The sequence below is a fragment of the Mesorhizobium sp. P2_C4 genome, assembly GCF_056404575.1.
On the sequence record NZ_JBFUDT010000003.1, the window covers coordinates 366,034 to 383,087 of the forward strand.

Annotated in this window: 21 protein-coding genes; 12 read left to right on the forward strand and 9 right to left on the reverse strand. The window is 59.8% G+C overall.

Features of this window, described 5'->3' with window-relative positions; translation table 11 throughout:
* Positions 1–2: 2 nt before the first annotated feature.
* Both ilvA and AC1DX6_RS14295 read left to right on the forward strand, forming a co-directional pair.
* On the forward strand, positions 3–1,259 hold the full coding sequence (gene ilvA / locus AC1DX6_RS14290; RefSeq protein WP_477314336.1) for a threonine ammonia-lyase IlvA: 1,257 nt from the start codon (positions 3–5) through the stop codon (positions 1,257–1,259).
* Positions 1,256–1,813, forward strand: a complete 558-nt coding sequence (locus tag AC1DX6_RS14295) for a DUF1697 domain-containing protein (RefSeq protein ID WP_477314338.1) — start codon at positions 1,256–1,258, stop codon at positions 1,811–1,813. Before ilvA ends, AC1DX6_RS14295 begins: the two co-directional genes overlap by 4 nt.
* A gap of 4 nt (positions 1,814–1,817) precedes the next feature.
* Here the strand turns inward: AC1DX6_RS14295 and AC1DX6_RS14300 are convergent, their stop codons facing one another.
* Both AC1DX6_RS14300 and AC1DX6_RS14305 read right to left on the reverse strand, forming a co-directional pair.
* Positions 1,818–2,111 (reverse strand): DUF2218 domain-containing protein, encoded by a 294-nt coding sequence (locus AC1DX6_RS14300; RefSeq protein ID WP_477314340.1) that lies wholly within the window; start codon positions 2,109–2,111, stop codon positions 1,818–1,820.
* A gap of 184 nt (positions 2,112–2,295) precedes the next feature.
* Positions 2,296–2,736 (reverse strand): VOC family protein, encoded by a 441-nt coding sequence (locus AC1DX6_RS14305; RefSeq protein ID WP_477314342.1) that lies wholly within the window; start codon positions 2,734–2,736, stop codon positions 2,296–2,298.
* A 329-nt stretch (positions 2,737–3,065) separates the two neighbouring features.
* Between AC1DX6_RS14305 and AC1DX6_RS14310 the strand changes: the two genes are divergently transcribed.
* The 5 genes from AC1DX6_RS14310 to AC1DX6_RS14330 all read left to right on the forward strand — a co-directional run bounded on the left by AC1DX6_RS14310 (position 3,066) and on the right by AC1DX6_RS14330 (position 6,029).
* Complete coding sequence (locus tag AC1DX6_RS14310) at positions 3,066–3,641, forward strand: cold-shock protein (protein WP_477315107.1); 576 nt, start codon at positions 3,066–3,068, stop codon at positions 3,639–3,641.
* Positions 3,642–3,666: 25 nt separating this feature from the next.
* Positions 3,667–4,230, forward strand: a complete 564-nt coding sequence (locus tag AC1DX6_RS14315; protein ID WP_477314344.1) for a DUF192 domain-containing protein — start codon at positions 3,667–3,669, stop codon at positions 4,228–4,230.
* A gap of 8 nt (positions 4,231–4,238) precedes the next feature.
* Positions 4,239–5,006, forward strand: coding sequence for an alpha/beta fold hydrolase (locus AC1DX6_RS14320; protein ID WP_477314346.1), 768 nt, complete (start codon positions 4,239–4,241; stop codon positions 5,004–5,006).
* 107 nt (positions 5,007–5,113) lie between these two features.
* Positions 5,114–5,524, forward strand: coding sequence for a hypothetical protein (locus AC1DX6_RS14325; protein WP_477314348.1), 411 nt, complete (start codon positions 5,114–5,116; stop codon positions 5,522–5,524).
* A complete protein-coding gene (locus AC1DX6_RS14330) occupies positions 5,517–6,029 on the forward strand; it encodes a GNAT family N-acetyltransferase (RefSeq protein ID WP_477314350.1) in 513 nt (170 codons plus the stop codon). Before AC1DX6_RS14325 ends, AC1DX6_RS14330 begins: the two co-directional genes overlap by 8 nt.
* Here the strand turns inward: AC1DX6_RS14330 and AC1DX6_RS14335 are convergent.
* Positions 6,019–6,618: an HD domain-containing protein gene (locus AC1DX6_RS14335; protein ID WP_477314352.1), complete on the reverse strand. Its 600-nt coding sequence runs from the start codon at positions 6,616–6,618 to the stop codon at positions 6,019–6,021. The genes AC1DX6_RS14330 and AC1DX6_RS14335 overlap by 11 nt on opposite strands.
* 133 nt (positions 6,619–6,751) lie before the next feature.
* Here AC1DX6_RS14335 and cysE point away from each other — a divergent pair, with 133 nt between their 5' ends.
* Entirely contained in the window at positions 6,752–7,600 is an 849-nt protein-coding gene (cysE, locus tag AC1DX6_RS14340; protein ID WP_477314354.1) for a serine O-acetyltransferase, read from the forward strand.
* 151 nt (positions 7,601–7,751) lie between these two features.
* Positions 7,752–7,955 carry a DUF3126 family protein gene (locus tag AC1DX6_RS14345; protein ID WP_013531334.1) on the forward strand — a complete coding sequence of 68 codons (204 nt, stop codon included), beginning with the start codon at positions 7,752–7,754 and terminating at the stop codon, positions 7,953–7,955.
* A 225-nt stretch (positions 7,956–8,180) separates the two neighbouring features.
* Here AC1DX6_RS14345 and AC1DX6_RS14350 read toward each other — a convergent pair whose 3' ends face one another.
* Complete coding sequence (locus AC1DX6_RS14350; protein WP_477314356.1) at positions 8,181–8,912, reverse strand: hypothetical protein; 732 nt, start codon at positions 8,910–8,912, stop codon at positions 8,181–8,183.
* 124 nt (positions 8,913–9,036) lie between these two features.
* Here AC1DX6_RS14350 and AC1DX6_RS14355 point away from each other — a divergent pair, with 124 nt between their 5' ends.
* A complete protein-coding gene (locus AC1DX6_RS14355; protein WP_477314358.1) occupies positions 9,037–9,384 on the forward strand; it encodes a DUF6949 family protein in 348 nt (115 codons plus the stop codon).
* A gap of 19 nt (positions 9,385–9,403) precedes the next feature.
* Positions 9,404–9,931 carry a gamma carbonic anhydrase family protein gene (locus AC1DX6_RS14360; protein ID WP_477314360.1) on the forward strand — a complete coding sequence of 176 codons (528 nt, stop codon included), beginning with the start codon at positions 9,404–9,406 and terminating at the stop codon, positions 9,929–9,931.
* A 47-nt stretch (positions 9,932–9,978) separates the two neighbouring features.
* Here AC1DX6_RS14360 and AC1DX6_RS14365 read toward each other — a convergent pair whose 3' ends face one another.
* From AC1DX6_RS14365 to AC1DX6_RS14385, 5 genes are all read right to left on the reverse strand, one after another.
* Complete coding sequence (locus AC1DX6_RS14365) at positions 9,979–10,539, reverse strand: ankyrin repeat domain-containing protein (protein ID WP_477314362.1); 561 nt, start codon at positions 10,537–10,539, stop codon at positions 9,979–9,981.
* A gap of 122 nt (positions 10,540–10,661) precedes the next feature.
* Entirely contained in the window at positions 10,662–12,482 is a 1,821-nt protein-coding gene (locus tag AC1DX6_RS14370; protein ID WP_477314364.1) for an ATP-binding protein, read from the reverse strand.
* A gap of 677 nt (positions 12,483–13,159) precedes the next feature.
* Positions 13,160–13,768: a transglutaminase-like cysteine peptidase gene (locus AC1DX6_RS14375; RefSeq protein WP_477314366.1), complete on the reverse strand. Its 609-nt coding sequence runs from the start codon at positions 13,766–13,768 to the stop codon at positions 13,160–13,162.
* 283 nt (positions 13,769–14,051) lie between these two features.
* On the reverse strand, positions 14,052–14,669 hold the full coding sequence (locus tag AC1DX6_RS14380) for a PilZ domain-containing protein (RefSeq protein ID WP_477249105.1): 618 nt from the start codon (positions 14,667–14,669) through the stop codon (positions 14,052–14,054).
* A gap of 118 nt (positions 14,670–14,787) precedes the next feature.
* A complete protein-coding gene (locus AC1DX6_RS14385; protein ID WP_477314368.1) occupies positions 14,788–15,426 on the reverse strand; it encodes a PAS domain-containing protein in 639 nt (212 codons plus the stop codon).
* A 595-nt stretch (positions 15,427–16,021) separates the two neighbouring features.
* Here AC1DX6_RS14385 and AC1DX6_RS14390 point away from each other — a divergent pair.
* On the forward strand, positions 16,022–17,053 hold the full coding sequence (locus tag AC1DX6_RS14390; protein ID WP_477315109.1) for a substrate-binding domain-containing protein: 1,032 nt from the start codon (positions 16,022–16,024) through the stop codon (positions 17,051–17,053).
* Position 17,054 lies beyond the last annotated feature (1 nt).

The following is a 17,054-nucleotide window of genomic DNA, read 5'->3' on the forward strand; positions in this document are numbered from 1 at the left end:
CCATGAACAGTTTCTCCTCTCGTGTCGCTGCCGCCGCCGCCGCAATCCGGCAGATCTTTCCCGAAACACCGCTGCAGGAAAACGACTATCTGTCGAAGAAGACCGGCGCGCGCGTGCTGTTGAAGCGCGAGGACCTGACGCCGGTGCGCTCCTACAAGATCCGCGGGGCCTTCACCTTTTTCCGCAAGGCGCTCGCCGCCGGCAATGACGCCGAGCTGTTCGTCTGCGCCTCGGCCGGCAACCATGCCCAGGGCTTTGCCTTCGTCTGCCGCCACTTTGGCAAAAAGGGCGTGGTGTTCATGCCGGTGACGACGCCGCAGCAGAAGATCGACAAGACGCGGCTGTTCGGTGGTGAATTCATCGAGGTTCGGCTGGTCGGCGACTTTTTCGACGACTGCTACCGGGCCGCCTTCGAATTCACCGAAACGACGGGCGCGCATATGGTGCCGCCTTTCGATCACAAGGACATCATCGAGGGGCAGGCGACCGTCGCCTATGAGATTGCCGACCAGATGCCCGGCGCGCGCATGCCCGACATCATCATGCTGCCGGTCGGCGGCGGCGGCCTGGCCGCCGGCGTGACGCATTACTTCGCCGATCAAGGCCGTGACGCGCGCTTTGTCTTTTGCGAACCGGCCGGCGCGCCGAGCCTGCGCGAGAGCCTGTCGGCGGGAAAGCGGATCAAGCTCGCCAAGGTCGACAATTTTGTCGACGGCGCGGCGGTGGCTGAGATCGGCCGCGAACCGTTGCGCCATCTCAAGGAGTTTGCCGCGGACACGGTGCGGCTGATCCCGGAAAACCGGCTCTGCGCGACGATGATCGAGATGCTGAATGTCGAAGGTGTTGTGCTGGAGCCCGCCGGCGCGCTGGCGATCGACGCGCTGAAGGATTTTTCGAAGAAGGAGATCCGGGGCAAGACCATCGTTGCCGTGGTTTCGGGCGGCAATTTCGATTTCGAGCGGCTGCCGGACGTCAAGGAAAGGGCGCTGCGCTTCGAGGGCCTGAAGAAATACTTCATCATCCGTTTTCCGCAGCGGCCAGGCGCGCTGCGCGACTTCCTCGAAATGCTGGGGCCTGACGACGACATTGCCCGCTTCGAATATCTGAAGAAATCGGCGCGCAATTTCGGTTCGGTGCTGATCGGCATCGAGACCAAGGACCGTCGCAATTTCGATCTGCTGAAGGCGAATTTCGAAGCAGAGGGTGTCCAGTATCAGGACATCACCGACAACGAGACATTGGCCGGGTTCATCATATGAGCGGGAAGGCAAAAATCTTCGTCGCGCTGTTTTCCGGCATCAATGTCGGCGGCAACCGCATCGTCAAGATGGCGGAGCTGCGGGCGTTTTTCGAGGACCTCGGCTTTTCCGATGTCGCCACCTATGTGCAGAGCGGCAACGCCGTTTTCCGGTCGTCGAAAGGCGATGCAGCCACTCTGACGAAGCAAATCGAGGCAGCCTTCGAGAAGCAATGGGGATTTTACTCGCGCATCATGGTGCGCGATCTCTCATGGTTCGAGCGGCTGGTGAGCGAGAACCCCTATCCCGAACTGGCCGCGGAACACACCAAACTCCACGCCTATGTGCTGGAGCGCGAGCCGACCGCCGACGAGGCAGCGCGGCTGGCCGAAAAATGCACCGGCCCCGAAAGCTTCGAGATCAAGGGCGATGTGCTCTACCTCAATGCGCCGGACGGGCTGGGCAAATCGGTGTTTGCCGGATTGATCCCGCGCACGCTGAAAGTGCCTGGCACCGCACGCAACTGGCGCTCGGTGCTGGCGCTACTGGAGATGGCAGGACAGGCCGCCGGCTGAACGCCTAGACTGCCGGAACCTGCTTCCAGTCGAAGGTCAGTTCTTCGCGGAAGGCAAAGCGCTTGATGTGGTCGGCAACGACGCTTTCCAGGCGCTCCAGCGATCCGCCTTCATCCGTCGACACAGTGATGTGCAGCGCGCTGGCATCGGCATCCATGATGGTGCGGCCGAGCGAGAGATCTATGCTGCCGTGGGTCGGGTTGAAGTCGACGGGAAATTTGTGCGCCCAATGTTTGCACAACTGCTGCAGGTAGCGGCTGGCGTGCTCGGTGGCGACATCGGCATGGCTGGACGGCATGAACGAATTCCCTCTTTGTTTCGACGCAATTCCGAACGGAAAACCGCTTCACACTTTTCCTGGAATTGCTTTAGGCGCTGGCTGTCGGCTGGGCGCGATGACCGCCTACATAGGTGGCGTGACCCGGAATCGCAAAGGCGGCCGGCTTTTACCCCGACCGCCCTGCTTCAAGATGGCGTGATCGCTACCAGGTGCCGGTGTTCGGCATCGAGGCCCAGGGTTCGGCCTTTGGCTTGGGCGGTCCTTTTTGCAGCAGCTCGAACGAGATGCCGTCCGGTGACTTGACGAAGGCCATGTTGCCGTCGCGCGGCGGCCGGTTGATGACGACGCCATTGTCCATCAGGTGTTGGCAGGTGGCGTAGATGTCGTCGACCTCATAGGCGAGGTGGCCGAAATTGCGGCCGCCCTTATAGTCCTCAGGATCCCAATTGTAGGTCAGTTCGATCAGCGGCGCCTTGTCGGCGATGCCGCTCTCTTCGTCCTCGGACGCCGCGAGGAAGATCAGCGTGAAGCGGCCCTGCTCGTTTTCGTAGCGGCGCACTTCCTTGAGACCAAGCTTGTTGCAGTAGAAATCGAGCGAAGCATCGACGTCGGCGACACGGACCATGGTGTGGAGATAGCGCATGTGGTTTCCTCGGGATGTTACGTCGCGGCGGAACATAGGGGCCACCCGGCCAAAGGGCAATCGCGGAGCCGGAAGCGGCGAGCGGTTTCGGGAAAAATCCGATGCTCAAGCCAAAGGCAGAACGGCAGTGGGTCCGGTCTGAGAAGCCGCTGTTCTGGCCGCCAGTGGCGCCGGCAAACAACAAATCAGGTATTCCTGTATTGAACCGTGAAAAAAGGCACGTCAGGTCTTGCACAGACCGGAAGCCGCGGTGTTAATCTAGTCTCAAGAATCAGTTGCGGTGTTTCTTGAAAAAAGGGGGCATTCTTATGGGGGAAAAGGCCTCTTTCATGGGGCGGGACGAGAGCCTTGACGACGCCTTGCATCGAGACGCTAGCGGCGACTCCGCCGACCTCGTTGAAATCGCCGGCGCGATCAAATGGTTCGACGTGGCCAAGGGCTACGGTTTCATTCTTCCGGATGACGGTTCTTCGGGCGACATCCTCCTCCATGTGACATGTCTTCGAAAGGACGGCTTCCAGACTGCGTTGGAAGGCGCGCGCGTCGTCTGCCTCGTCAAGCATGGTGACCGCGGACTGCAGGCGTTTCGCGTGTTGTCCATGGATGTCACCACGGCGATCCATCCGGCCGAGATGCAGGAGCCTCGCACCCACATTTCGGTGACGCCGGAAAGCGGCCTCGAACGGGCGCTGGTCAAGTGGTTCAACCGCACCAAGGGGTTCGGCTTCCTGACCCGGGGTGAGGGTACCGAGGATATTTTCGTCCATATGGAGACGCTGCGCCGCTACGGCATCACCGAGCTCAGACCGGGTCAGGTCGTGCTGGTTCGCTTCGGACGCGGCGACAAAGGCCTTATGGCTGCCGAAATTCACCCCGATATGGGAACCTTGCCGGTCTCGCATTAGGGCGGTGCCCGGCAGAGGACTTTGAATGGCTAACAGGATCTGGCTGACTGCGGGCGCGATCTGCGCCGTCATTGCCGTTGCCGCCGCCACTGGCGTCTATTTCTATTCGCAGGAACCGAGTGCCGCCGACAGCCGGGCGATGATCCTTCCCGTCGACCCGACGCCGTTGGTTGCGGTGACGAAAGGCGGTGAACACTCCTTCTCCATCGAGGTCGCCGACACCGGCGCGGAGCGTGAAGCCGGGCTGATGTTCCGCGAAGACATGGCCGACGACCATGGCATGCTGTTTGTGTTCGAGACTGTCGGGCAAGTGAACTTCTGGATGAAGAACACGCCGATGCCGCTCGACCTGATCTTCGTTGGCCAGGACGGCAGGATCCGGGCGATCAAGAAAGGCGAACCGCAATCCGAGGCGATCATCTCGTCTGGCCTGCCGGTGCGCTTCGTGCTGGAACTCAAGGCGGGCACCGCCGCCAGGGACGGCATCGAGTACAACGATCTGCTGCGCCATCCGGCAATCGGCACCGCGTCGGGGCCGGGCAAGCCGCCGGCCGACAATGGCGATGCGCCGAACGCCGGCGGCAGCTGAGCGGGCGGATGCAGTTTTTCTCCCATGACGGTTTCGACCTTGCCTTCCTCGATCGCCAGCCGGCATCGGGCCACCGCGACCCGGTGTTGATGATCCACGGCTTTGCCTCGAGCCATTACGTCAACTGGGTGTCGCCCGGCTGGTTCAAGACGCTGAACGATGCCGGCTATCGCGCCATCGCCTTCGACAATCGCGGCCATGGCGCCTCGTCGAAAAGCTATGAAGAGGCTGACTACACGCCGGCCAAAATGGCTTCGGACGGAGCGGCTCTGCTCAACCATCTCGGCATCGAGCGGGCTCATGTCATGGGCTATTCGATGGGTGCGCGCATTTCGGCTTTCCTGGCGCTGTCCGACCCGGACAAGGTGGTGACGCTGGTTTTCGGGGGTCTCGGCGTCGGCATGGTCGATGGCGTCGGCGACTGGGATCCGATTGCCGCAGCCCTTCTGGCCGACGATCCAGACGCCACCAGCCATCCGCGCGGCCGCTCGTTTCGCGCGTTTGCCGACCAGACGCGCAGCGATCGCCGGGCGCTGGCCGCCTGCATCGCCACCTCGCGGGAATTGCTTGATGAGGACGACATGGCGCGCATCGCCCAGCCGACGCTGATCGCTGTCGGTACCAAGGACGACATTGGCGGTTCGCCGGACGAACTGGCGTCGCTGATGCCCAACGCCAGGGCCTTTCACATCGAGGGCCGCGACCACATGCTGGCTGTCGGGGACAAGGCCTTCAAGCAACGGGTGCTTGAGTTTTATGCGGAAAATCCGCTCTAACACTTTGTTTTTACGCAATTCCGCAGGGAAAGCGCTACGCACTTTTCCCGGGAAAACCGCTACATACTTTTCCTGGAATTGCTCCAAGCGGGATGGCGGGGGCCACTATGACACAATGGGGAAGAAGCGCGGACGCTCTGCCGGGCGTCGTCGCGACAGGCAGGCTCGGCAAACGTTCCATCATGCTGGCGCTGGCCGCCTTTGCAGCGGACGCCATTGTCTTTACCGCAATGGTGCTGCTGCCGAGCGGCACGTCCGAGGTTTCCCCGAACGTTGTCACGGGCGTTTTCATGACGATATTTCTGCTGGCGGCGCCGCTGGCGCATATTGCTGGAGTGATTTTCGGGCTGATGGCGCTGGCGCGTTCGAACGACAGCCGCCTGCTCGGTCTCGTCGGCGTCCTTGCTCAACGGCGCCTCTCTGGCCATTGGCGCCGGGCTGTTTATGGCCATGGTATCGACGCTGGGCGCCTTTACCTGATCTCGGATGACCTGCTGGCTTGGTGCCGTCTTGGTTGATCTTCTGGTCACCTATATGGAAATGCGTGAACCGAATTCCGCGCCGGCTTTCGGCAGCCCGATAGCGGGCGCGACGGTGGCGCGCGAAACGCTTGATATGGCCGACTACATCAGCCTTTACTGCGCCGTTGGCGGGCCGGTGCAATGGGACCGGCGGTTGCGCCTGCCTGCGGGCGAGCTTGAGCGCCTTTTAGCCAGCCCGTCGACGCATATTCATGTGCTGCGTGTCGACGGCGAGGCCGCCGGCCTGTGCGAATTCAATGGCGTTGGCCAGCCGGTCGTCGAGCTGACCCATTTCGGGCTCATTCCGACCTTCCAGGGCCGCAAGCTCGGACCGTTCCTGCTCGACCAATCGCTTCGTGCCGTCTGGTCGCATGGGCCGGAGAGGCTGTGGCTGCATACCGACACCTATGACCATCCTGGCGCGCAAGCCGTCTATCGGCGCGCCGGTTTCAGGCAGTACGCCCAGCGGATCGAGACTTTTCCTGACCAAATCAGGATTTGAGCGCTTCGAGCGACCGCGCCATGTTTTGCCTGGCCTGGGGCTCGAACCGCTGCCGGAATTCCTCGGTGTGAAAAATGTGCGGGCGGGCGAGGAAAGTCTTCAGAACCGCGCCACGGCCGGCGCGCCACATCGGCTCCTCCACCCAGCCATATTCGCGGCGGACCGCCTGTTCATAGGCGTCGAAGGCGCCCGGAGAAGCCCCCAGGATCGCCAGGTCCATGTCGAGGAACAATGCTGCGTCGCGGACGGCTTCCTTGCCAGCGAGGCTGGGCAATTCATGCGTTGCGGTGGCGACTATCATCGCGGCGATGCGATCCAGTCGCTGCGCATTGGTACGACCGGCGAGTTTTTCCTCGGCCAGTGCAGCACTCCTGGCCTCGTTGTCCTTGCCCCGGCTGTCATAGATGGCGTCGTGGAACCAGATCGCCGCCTCGACGGCCCCGCGGTCGTGCAGCGATGCGCGATAGTCGGCGGCCAGCGCCAGCATCGCCTCGATATGGCTGAGGTTGTGATAGTGGCGGCCTTCGGCCTGATAGAGCGCGGAAAGCTCGTGCTTCAGCGGCGCGTCGATCAAGGGTTCGTTTTCCATGGCGGCTTGAATTCCCGTGAACCAAATCCATTTGATCGAGCACTAAGGAAAATTGAGTTCAATCGTGCTATGATCTGGCTTATATGTGCGGCCGGACAATAGGCAAGCCGGCAGGACGCAGGACGAGACGTCGATGAACAGCATCAGCATTTCCCGACACAGCGCGTTGCAGCCGGTCGATCCGATCTGGCGTTCGATCCGCGATGAAGCGATGGAAGCGGTCAACCGCGATCCGCTGCTGGCGGCATTTCTCTATGCGACGATCCTGAACCAGGAAAGCCTGGAGGAAGCCGTCATCCACCGGCTGGCCGAGCGTCTCGACCATCAGGACGTCGGTTCCGATCTCATCCGCCAGACCTTCAAGTCGATGCTGGCCGACGACAAGGAATGGTCGTCGACCGTGCGTGTCGACATCCAGGCCTATTACGACCGCGATCCTGCCTGCGACCGCTTCATCATGCCGGTGCTGTACTTCAAGGGTTTTCACGCCATCCAGACGCATCGGCTGGCGCATTGGCTGTGGAACCAGGGCCGCAAGGATTTCGCACTCTATCTGCAGAGCCGCTCATCCTCGGTGTTCCAGACCGACATCAACCCGGCCGCTCGCATCGGCAAGGGCATCTTCATCGACCACGCAACCGGTCTTGTCGTCGGCGAGACCGCGGTGATCGAGGATGATGTGTCGATCCTGCATGGCGTGACGCTGGGCGGTACCGGCAAGGCCGGCGGCGACCGTCATCCCAAGATCCGCTACGGCGTGCTGATCGGCGCCGGCGCCAAGATCCTCGGCAACATCGAGATCGGCCATTGCTCGAAGATCGCGGCAGGCTCGGTGGTGCTGTCACCGGTGCCGCACAATAAGACGGTTGCCGGCGTGCCGGCCCGTGTCGTCGGCGAGACCGGCTGCGACCAGCCTTCGCGGCAGATGGACCAGCTTTTGCCGTCGCAGTCGATGGACCAGGTCGTCAGCTTCGACATCTGATTTTTCCGGCTCCCCGGGCGCGGCGCCGAAATCCGGCTGCACGCGCCTGGGCCTGGTTCCCATGCGATATGGCCGGCTTGCCTTTACATCGCCATTGTCGACGTGTCAGAAGCGCGTTCAAACCAGCAAGCCCGACGATCGGAGAAGACTGTTGAAGCCGGACGAAATCAGAAAGCTGGACGCCTATTTCAAGCGCGTCTTCCAGAATCCCAAACTCGAAGTGAAGGCGCGGCCGCGCAAGGACGATTCGGCCGAGGTCTATGTCGGCGACGAGTTTCTCGGCATCGTCTTCAAGGACGAGGACGACGGCGACTACAATTTCTCGATGGCGATCCTCGACATCGATCTGGCCTAAGGCTTAAGCCGGCCCTCGTCATCCCAGGGCGAAGCAGCCGCGCAGCGGCGTCGCGAAGACCCTGGGATCCATGCCGTGATGTTGGCCCAGAAATGCAGCGGTCCGGAACCAGCTCCGCCGCTCTCCCAACAACAAATTCTGCTCAGCTTCGCCGCCTGAAAGGCACGGGACACTCGGGTCCGCGCGGCTTCGCGCCCGCTCCGCCCGTGGATGACGAAGGAGCCGCTAGTGTCCTGCCTTCAGGACCTGCGCAGCCCTGGTGGCGATCGCTGTGTCGAGCGCTTGCCAGTTGTCCAAAAACTCCCTGGGAAAACGGTAGGTGAGGGCGAGGCTATCGCCCACTTGGATGTCGCGCTCGCATGGCGCCAGCGATTCTTCCGCGCTTGGGCCGCTCAGGCAACGGGCGACGAACGGAGTCTTGCCGGGGCGGCTGGCGACCGCGAGCACTTCGTTGAGATAGCCTGATTTTTCGGTGAAGGCGTAGACCGTCGTGCCGCCGGGGCCGGGCGTGCCGGGCGGGATGATCATTGCGCTGTAGATCGGCGCGAAGCGGCCGCTCATGTCGCGCGACATCATCTGCGGCTCGAACGACAGGAAGATGATGTCCTTGCCCTGGCCGGTGTGGTTGAAGTCGTCGCGCGCGGCCTGGCTGTAGCCGTCCATCTCGGGATAGCGCAGATAGAGGTCGAGGCGCGAGGCGATGCCGTCGCGCCGCGCCTGGTCGAAGCGGATGACGTTGGCCGGCACGGCGATGACATTATTGCCGATGACGATCCTGTGGATGGTCGCGTCGTCGGTATAGCCGGCCATGGCGATCGAGCGGCCGAACCATTTGCCGCCCAGACTGATCGCCACGGAAAGCAGCGCCAGCGTCGCGAAGGCATAGAACACCCGCTTCATCAGCCTGGAATCGACGACATCGAACTCCGGGCTGTCGGCGGTGGCTGCCTGCTTCATTTCAATCCCCAAAATCAGCCGCACCTCAAGAGGTGTCCTCGGGCGGCACACATGGCGCGGCATGGCTCTTGCAGCGCGCGTATCGGGTGCGACTGTGCGATTTCATGGTAAACGGAAGGTAAAGATGAGCCCGGTGGAACTCACTCTCTTCGCTTTTGCGGTCGGCGTGACCGCATGCGGCCTGGTCGGATCGGCGATGGAGCTGATCTCGGGCCGCCGGCTTGCCTTTGTCGAGCCCTATGTGTCGCCGTCGCATATCGTGCGTTCGCTGGCCGCAACCGCATGCGCGGGGCCGTTCATGCTCGTCAACGATGCGCTTGACGCCCGTCGGCAGGGACGCATTTCGACGCTGGCGCTGATTTCCTGCGGCTGCACCGCAGTGGCCTGGGCACTCGCGCTCGGCGTCGTGCTGATCGCCATTGCGTCGTGGGCGGGCACGCTCCTAGGCTCGGCCGCCGCTGTCGCGGCCTGAGACGATTCGGAGACGAAAAATGCCGGTCTATGCGATCGATGGAAAGGCGCCCGGCTTCGAGGACGCCGACAGCAACTGGATCGCGCCCGACGCGACGCTGATCGGCGATATCAGGGTCGGCCGCAACGTCGGCTTCTGGTTTGGCGCCGTCATCCGCGGCGACAATGAGGCGATCGTCATCGGTGCTGACAGCAATGTCCAGGAACACACGGTGATGCACACCGATCCCGGTTTTCCCCTGACCATAGGACAAGGCTGCACGATCGGCCACCGGGCTCTGCTGCATGGCTGCACGATCGGCGACAACAGCCTGATCGGCATGGGCGCGATCGTGCTTAACGGCGCCAGGATCGGCAAGAATTCGCTGGTCGGGGCCGGCGCGCTGGTCACCGAAGGCAAGGAATTTCCCGACAATTCGCTGATCGTCGGCTCACCCGCGCGGGTGATCCGGACACTGGACGACGCGGCTGTCGCAAGGCTGCGCGGCTCGGCCGCGCACTACGTGGCGAACGGCAAGCGGTTCAAGGCCGGGTTGAAAGAGGTCTGAGGCCGGCCTGGCCAATCCTTGTCGCCCCGCGGTTCATCGCGCCCAGTTCACCGGCTGTTGGAGCCGCGTCCGGCCATTGCATCGCGAAGCAACGAAGCGCCGTCTTCAAAGCCGGCATTGTCTGCTTCCTCGAGGGCCGTCGTATAGTGATCGATGCGGGTTTCGAGCGTCGGGTCGGCACCCGCCGCCAAAAGCAGGCGGATCGCATCGACACTGCGGATGGCCACTGCATAGTGAAGCGGCGTCCAGTCGTTGACGCCCGGCATGTTGGGGTCTGCGCCGCCATCGATCAGCACCCGGACGATTTCCAGCCTGTCGGCCCGGTCGGTCGACAACGCCGCGATGATTGCCGGAAACCCGCCGTGATCCTGATAATTCGGATCGGAGCCCGCACCCAGCAAGGTCGAGATGAAACCGACGGGGCTCCAGTAGATGGCATATTCGAGCGGATGGCCAAGGCCGAGTTCGAACGGCATGCGCTCGTCGAACCAGCGCGGCGAGCCGCCCAAGGCCGCGCCGAGGGCTGCGAAGTCGCCGGCCTTGAAGGCATCGTCGATGGCCTTGAACAGGCGGTGGCGCTCGCACCGGTCTTCCGGGATTTCGAGCATGGCCGTGATCCAGAAGTTGGCTTTTGATCGCTCATACTGCAGCGATCAAAAGCCATTTGAAATATCATTTTGACAAGGAATGACATTCAAGCGGATGCCATTTCCTGGCCGCTACCCGCCGTCTAGTCGTAGATCGCCATCTCCGCTTGCAGTGCGATAAGAAGTCCGTTGAGTATCGCCGACTGAAGTTGAAACCATCCGTCCACAGAATTGGAAGGGTCTTGTCCGTCTAGATCGAACTGAAGAAAATCCTCATAGGCGTTCTTTGCGATTGGCGTAAGCTCTAAATGAAGCAGATGATTCCTATAGGCGCGGACGCGATTTAGCCCGGTCCATAACTTTGTATAATTTGACTTAATATCACCGAAGAAGTAGTCCTTTTTTGACAGCCTCTTCCCTTCTCGGTCTATTGGTTCTACTAAGCTGCGGTTTGCTTGATTGAGGAATGCAACCATCTCCTCTCGCGAACTGCATTCACGAACTGACGCGAATAGCTCCGCTTCCGAAGGGCCATTGCCGCGGTACAGAGCAGGAAGACCAATCGTATCAAATTTTCTTTCTGCCGCTCGCATCTCGCGGAGAATAGATGACGTTCTACTTGCTACGAATTCTTGCCGTCGATGAGGTGGAACGACGTAGCGATTTGTTTTGAGGGAGTTACGTCGCCTCCACTTTGAAGCGACGTATCCTTGTATCACGGGAATTTTAAACTGAGGCTCATGAGCCTTCGAAAGATCGATAAGTCCGTATGCTTTTAAATGTCTTACGAGGTCAATGTCTTCAGCCAGATCATTGAAGTCGATAATATTACCAACGGAAAGCAGCTCGAGCATGTCGTACTCTGTCGGGTAGAATTCTTCCAACTCAGAAGTTATGTGGCCGCAATAAAATTGGATATCTTCCTCCCTACTGTTCAGATCTTTGCGAATTTCAGCTTTAGAGAGTGAAATAGGTCTCGGTTGGCCTGATACTTTTATACCAGTGTTTATTTGAGAGCAAATCATTCGTGTGAGAAGAGGGTGGCCCCCATAGCGCTCATACAACGCATCCACAGCGCTTTCGTCGAAATGGAGGCCCATGCGTTTTCCGAAAACATTTGTAAGGGAACGAAGTTCCCCGCGTTCAAATCCGGTGAGATATCGAGCCTTCACAATTCCAAACATGGGGTTCTGCACCCCTTCAATTTTATCAGTTTCGGAAATGGACGCGTTTACGCCAGATACAATGAACGAGAATTTTCGAAATTGACTTTGCGCCGACCAAAGCGCCTGCCAGAACGGAACAAAGTCTGTAACCCAATGTGGGGCAAGTTTGCTGCCCACGGAAACATATTCGATCTCGTCAAATATCAAACAAAAGCGGGTAGTGGCGGGTATCTTTTCAATTAGCGAAAGAAATCTATCAGTCGGTGTTTTCTTGTTCCTCCATCCCTTTAGTTTTTGATCAATAATTTCTTCAATATCTGACGAAATTCTATCAAGGAGCTCGTCACCGGATAACCGATAAATAGAAGATACCTTGCAGTCGTAGTATTTGACAGGTATTGTGTTCTCGGCGCATTGCCTCATTATCTTAAATAATACAGACGTCTTGCCGGTTTTTCTAAGGCCAAAAAGGCCGCGATTCTCTGAGCGACGGATAGCATCAATATGTTCGGCGACTATTGCCTGTCTTCCAAAGAAGAATAGGTCGTTGTCCAAAGGAAGAGTATAGTCAAACAGGTCTCTTGAGAAGAGTTGAGATATAAATTTGTTGCGAACAAACCATGGATCGTTGCTATTCAACAAATCATTAATAAATACACCGACGTAAGCGCGGGCTTGCGGGTGTTGAGCGGTAAATTCCTTTATCCATTCTTCTGTTTTTGGATATGACGATAGGATCAGTGATACAGTTTGATCAACGCGGCCGCGCGCTGGAACTTGCTGAAATGTTTGCTCCAAGGCTTGAAGAAATCGAGCTTCAAGTGTTGGATAGTCAGATATCCCGAGAAGAAGCTCTTGGTCGAACCCAAAGGCTTGGGAGAGGTTTTATAAAGTAAACGGACGCTTCTGTGTTGAATTTCTTTATACGCGCTCCCCACGTAATATCAAAATCCGGCTCAAGTTTTTTGATTATGTCGAGTTCTTGGGGAAATTTCTGCAGATGTCCGGTTCTAATATCATCCTTTATCATTCTCGCGCTTCTGACCTCTCAAAAATATTCGGCCCCGATGGCAATATCGTCATCCTAAGTACCGCCTGCAAATACGTGACTACTGCACTTCTTGGTCGTTCCTGTTTCGGTCATCAGTGGACCTGGATTTCCCGAACACCGCAACCCAAAATTGGGGCTCACCTGGATGGTAGCGCCGCACGATTTGTCGAAGCTGCGATGTTGTGATCAGCCGCTTTTTTCATCCTGTTCATAGCGGAGGTGAGCCGCAAACAGAAATCTAGGCTGTTGATAATCGATAGTCGAGGATTTGAGTGACCGTAACCCCTGAAATGGTGGAGCCGGCCCGGGGACGGGGCCGGCTCCTTAAAACCCGGTCGTTGGGGACGGGGAGGGTGGGGACTCGACCGGGCTTCCTCGTTAGGCACGTCGCATTATGCGGCGTGCTTGACCTCTGGTTTGTGCTTTAGCGGACGCTGGCGACCGCGTCGGCGCGGCCGTCATTGATCGTCACCCAAACGCCGGAGTTCTGGTCCGATTGGCGCTTCAGGTAGGTGTAGTCGGTGTCGGTCCAGGACAGCACCCTGGATTCAAGATTGTCGAGGATGAACTCGCCGAGGCTGGTGCGCACGGTGAGCACCGCATGGCCGTCGCCATTCGGCTGGCGCGCCACGGTCATCAGCAAATTGCCGGCGGGGATCCCGGCGCTCATCAACTCGCGGCGCTTCTCCAGCGCATAGTCCTCGCAATCGCCGAAGCCATTGTCGGGATAGGACCAGACCTCTTCCTTGCCCCACTGCTCCATGTCGGTGCGCGGGATGATCCGGGTGTTGACGGAATTGTTGACGTTGACGATCGTCGCCCACAGTTTGCGGGTCAGTTCGACCGGCGCCTGCTTCGGCGTCCGCTCGGTGCATTCCTGCGGAAGTTTCTGGCAGAACTCGTAGTGGCCGACCGGCTGCGTGGTGCGGCCGCCAGTGTGCATGAAGGCTGGTTGCGCCGCTTCCGCTGTTCCCCAAGCGGAAAGCTGCATCGCTATTGCCATAAGCAACAGCTTGCCCCTCGTCTTGCTCATTGTTCAGTCTCCCCGTTTGAGAAGACCATGACAGGGTTGGATTTATTTGACGCAAAAACCCGAAGTAGATTTTGAGTAAAACCTCAGTAGAATAAACATAAAATTTGAGCTATTTGAGTATAAAATTCTTCAGGTATTTCTAACCAAGCCGGGTGCCTGCGCCACCACAGATACGGCGCTGGCGAGTACGGGTTGGTGGGGTCGGGGCAGGCTTTGGCGGGGATGTCCGGTCAACAAAAACCGGCCGCAACGGGCCGGTTCGCTGGATTGCGATGTCGCTGCCTCAGGAGCGCGGGGCGTTGAATTCGGAATCGAGTGTTTCGGGTCGCTGGATGACGGCGAATTCGATGGCGACGCCATCCTCGAAATGGCGCACCACCTGGCCGCGCATGGTCCCCAGCATGACCTGGATGCCGATGGCCGGCTTGACGTCGATCTCGATGGCGGCGCCCGACAGCGACAGGTCGATGATGCGGCACTGATACTGGCGCCCGTCGGTAAGCTGGAGCACGCTGGTCGGGTTGCGCGGCGCCACGCGTTCGTGACGGCGGTCTTCCGGAAGATCGAGTTCATGCTTGTTGGCAAGCCAGGTCAGCTGCGCGGCAAGCTTGTCCTTCTTGCGGTCCGAGGCGATGACGGTCATCGCAAAGCCATCCTGCGAGGTGCGCGTCACCACGCCCTCGATGCGGCCGATATGATCGATGTAGGCAATGACTTTTTCGCCCGGCATGCCGACGCGATCGGTACGAAGCGCGACATTGCCCGGCGACATGTCGATCACCTGGCACGGGTGCTCGGTACGGTCTTCCAGCATGAAGCGGCCGTAGATCTTTACACGGACGCGCTGAAAGTTACGCCTTTCGGCGCGGGACGGCGCGGACTCGACCGCCGCTGACCTCATCATGCCTACACCCCGTTGGGCATTCCTGCGCGCCGATGCGAGGAACTTCACCCGCAAAACTACAGGAAAGCAGGTTAACAAAGGGGAAAAGCCGGCCGCCGTGCTTTAAGATTTGGGGTTATTCTTCGCGCCCGCCGTCGAACACGACCAGATGGCGGATGCGGCGCGCCCGGCCCAGTGCCGAAATCGTTTCCGGCGGATCGAATTCGGACGGTACAAGCGAGGGAACGGCGATCTCCGGCCGGTTTTTCAGGTACATCGGGTCCTTGTCCGGATCGATGACGCGGATCGCGTCGATCAAAGCGTCGGTGATCGGGTCCGCCCCCAGCCAGAAGGGCTTTTCGACGGCGCTGATCACGCCCAGGCAGCGCGGATTTTCGATCCCGCCGTCGAGCGGCAAGGCAAGCAGTTCGAAGCGGTTGGAACGGCCATTTTGGCTGAGGCCCTCATAGGTGATGAGCACCACGGATTTCTGCTCGAGAACGCCGTGGAACAGCTTGGAGACAAGCCGCTGATCCTTCTGGCGCCACAGCGAGGGAAAGGAAAAACCCTTGAGTTCGCGTCCGTAGACGGCGCAAAGCCGGGTGCCGGCAAGCCGAAACACGGCTTCACCGCGGGTGTCCCTTTCCAGGATGAAGGTGTCGGCCAGCAGCGACTTGATATCAGCGGGCTCTACTTCCGAACGCTTCGGGGCAGAGCGCCCATCACGCAGCCTGTTCCAATATTGGAACAGTGTGATCGACCCGTTCTGTTTCATGCTAGCAGCTCCGCGCATTCTGTCTTCTGGTGTCCCATCGGGGAACAGAAAGGGCGCTCTCCGATGACCTACATGCGGTGCGTCGCAGGATGCGTGCCAGCAGCGTTAACACTTGTTCACGGGTCGGGGCCGTTAAGGTTAACAAGTGGTTTACGTTGCTCCTAGGCAGGGTCTGTGGCACATAAAAACCACTCCAGAAGCGGTCGTTTCGCGACGATCGGCAGCACTTCGGTGAAGAGTTTTAGGGGAGCAGGGGGCTCGACCAGCCGTTCAAGGGAAACCTTGGACGGCTTCTTTTTGATTCGCGCTTGATGATTCGCCGGATCGGCGATTCGCGGCCAAAGCGCGTCGCGCCTGAAACGCGGGCGACGATCCCGACGATCCGCGCGACACCTCCCGATCCCCGAGCGGTGCAACAGGCAGCGGTAACATTTGCCAATCAGGCGCCGCGAAAGAGAAAAATCTGTGTTCCGGGCGGTTCTGTCGCCGCTGTAGTCTCGCGAATTCGCTCCTCAAGGCGCGACGGCGGCGATCCCGCGGTCCGGAGACGTGCCTTGTTGGCGACATTCACTGGGGTAACATCATGAAGACTTCTATCCTTCGACTGATCGCGGCCGGTCTGCTGGCCAGCGCCATTCCGGTCGGGGCGGTTCACGCCGCCGGGATCACCGGCGCGCCTGCGCCTTTCGACAAGGGCGGCGTGAAAGTGGCACTCGTCACCTTCATCTCCGCCGGCGATTTCTTTCAGGCCTATCAGGCTGGCGCGACAAAGCAGGCCAAGGCGCTCGGCATCGATCTGACGATCTTTTCCGGCCGGCAGGATGCGGCCGCGCAGCGTGACCAGATCGACCAGGCGATCAATCTCGGTGTCCAGGCGATCATCATCGATCATGGCCAGCCCGAAGCCTTGAAGGATGTCGCGCAGAAGGCACTCGACGCCGGCGTCAAGGTCGTCGCTTTCGACGTCGATCTCGGCAATCCTAAGATACCGCAGGTCGAACAGTCCGATCACGAGTTGGCCAAGGCGTCGCTCGGCCAGGCGATCAAGGACAATGGCACGTCGTTCCAGGCGGGCTATGTCTACGTCGCCGGCTTCGCGCCGCTGGACCGCCGCAACGAAATCTGGGACGAGATCAAGAAGGCCAATCCCGGCGTCGTCGAGAAGGCCCGCTGGGGCACGGTCAACGACACGACCGCGGTCTCGACCGCCGATCAGACCAAGGCGGCATTCCAGGCCAATCCCGATATCAGCGTCGTCTTTGCGCCCTATGACGAGTTTGCGCGCGGCGTGAAGCTCGCCACCGACGAACTCGGCATCTCGAACAAGGTGAAGATCTATTCGGCCGATGTGTCCACGGCCGATATCACCGAGATCACCGCGGAAGGCAGTCCGTGGGTCGCCACCGCGGCCACCAATCCGGCCGTCGTCGGCGCGGTTTCGGTCCGCGCGGCGGCCAAGCTGATCGCGGGGGAGGATCCGGGCCACAATATCGTCGTCAAACCGGTCCTGCTGACACAGGAGGATCTGCGCAAGAACGGTATCAAGACGATCGAGGATCTCGACGCCAAGCTTCCGGCTTTCGGCCAGAGCGACGCAGCGACCGCAAGCTGGATCCCGTCCAACTGAT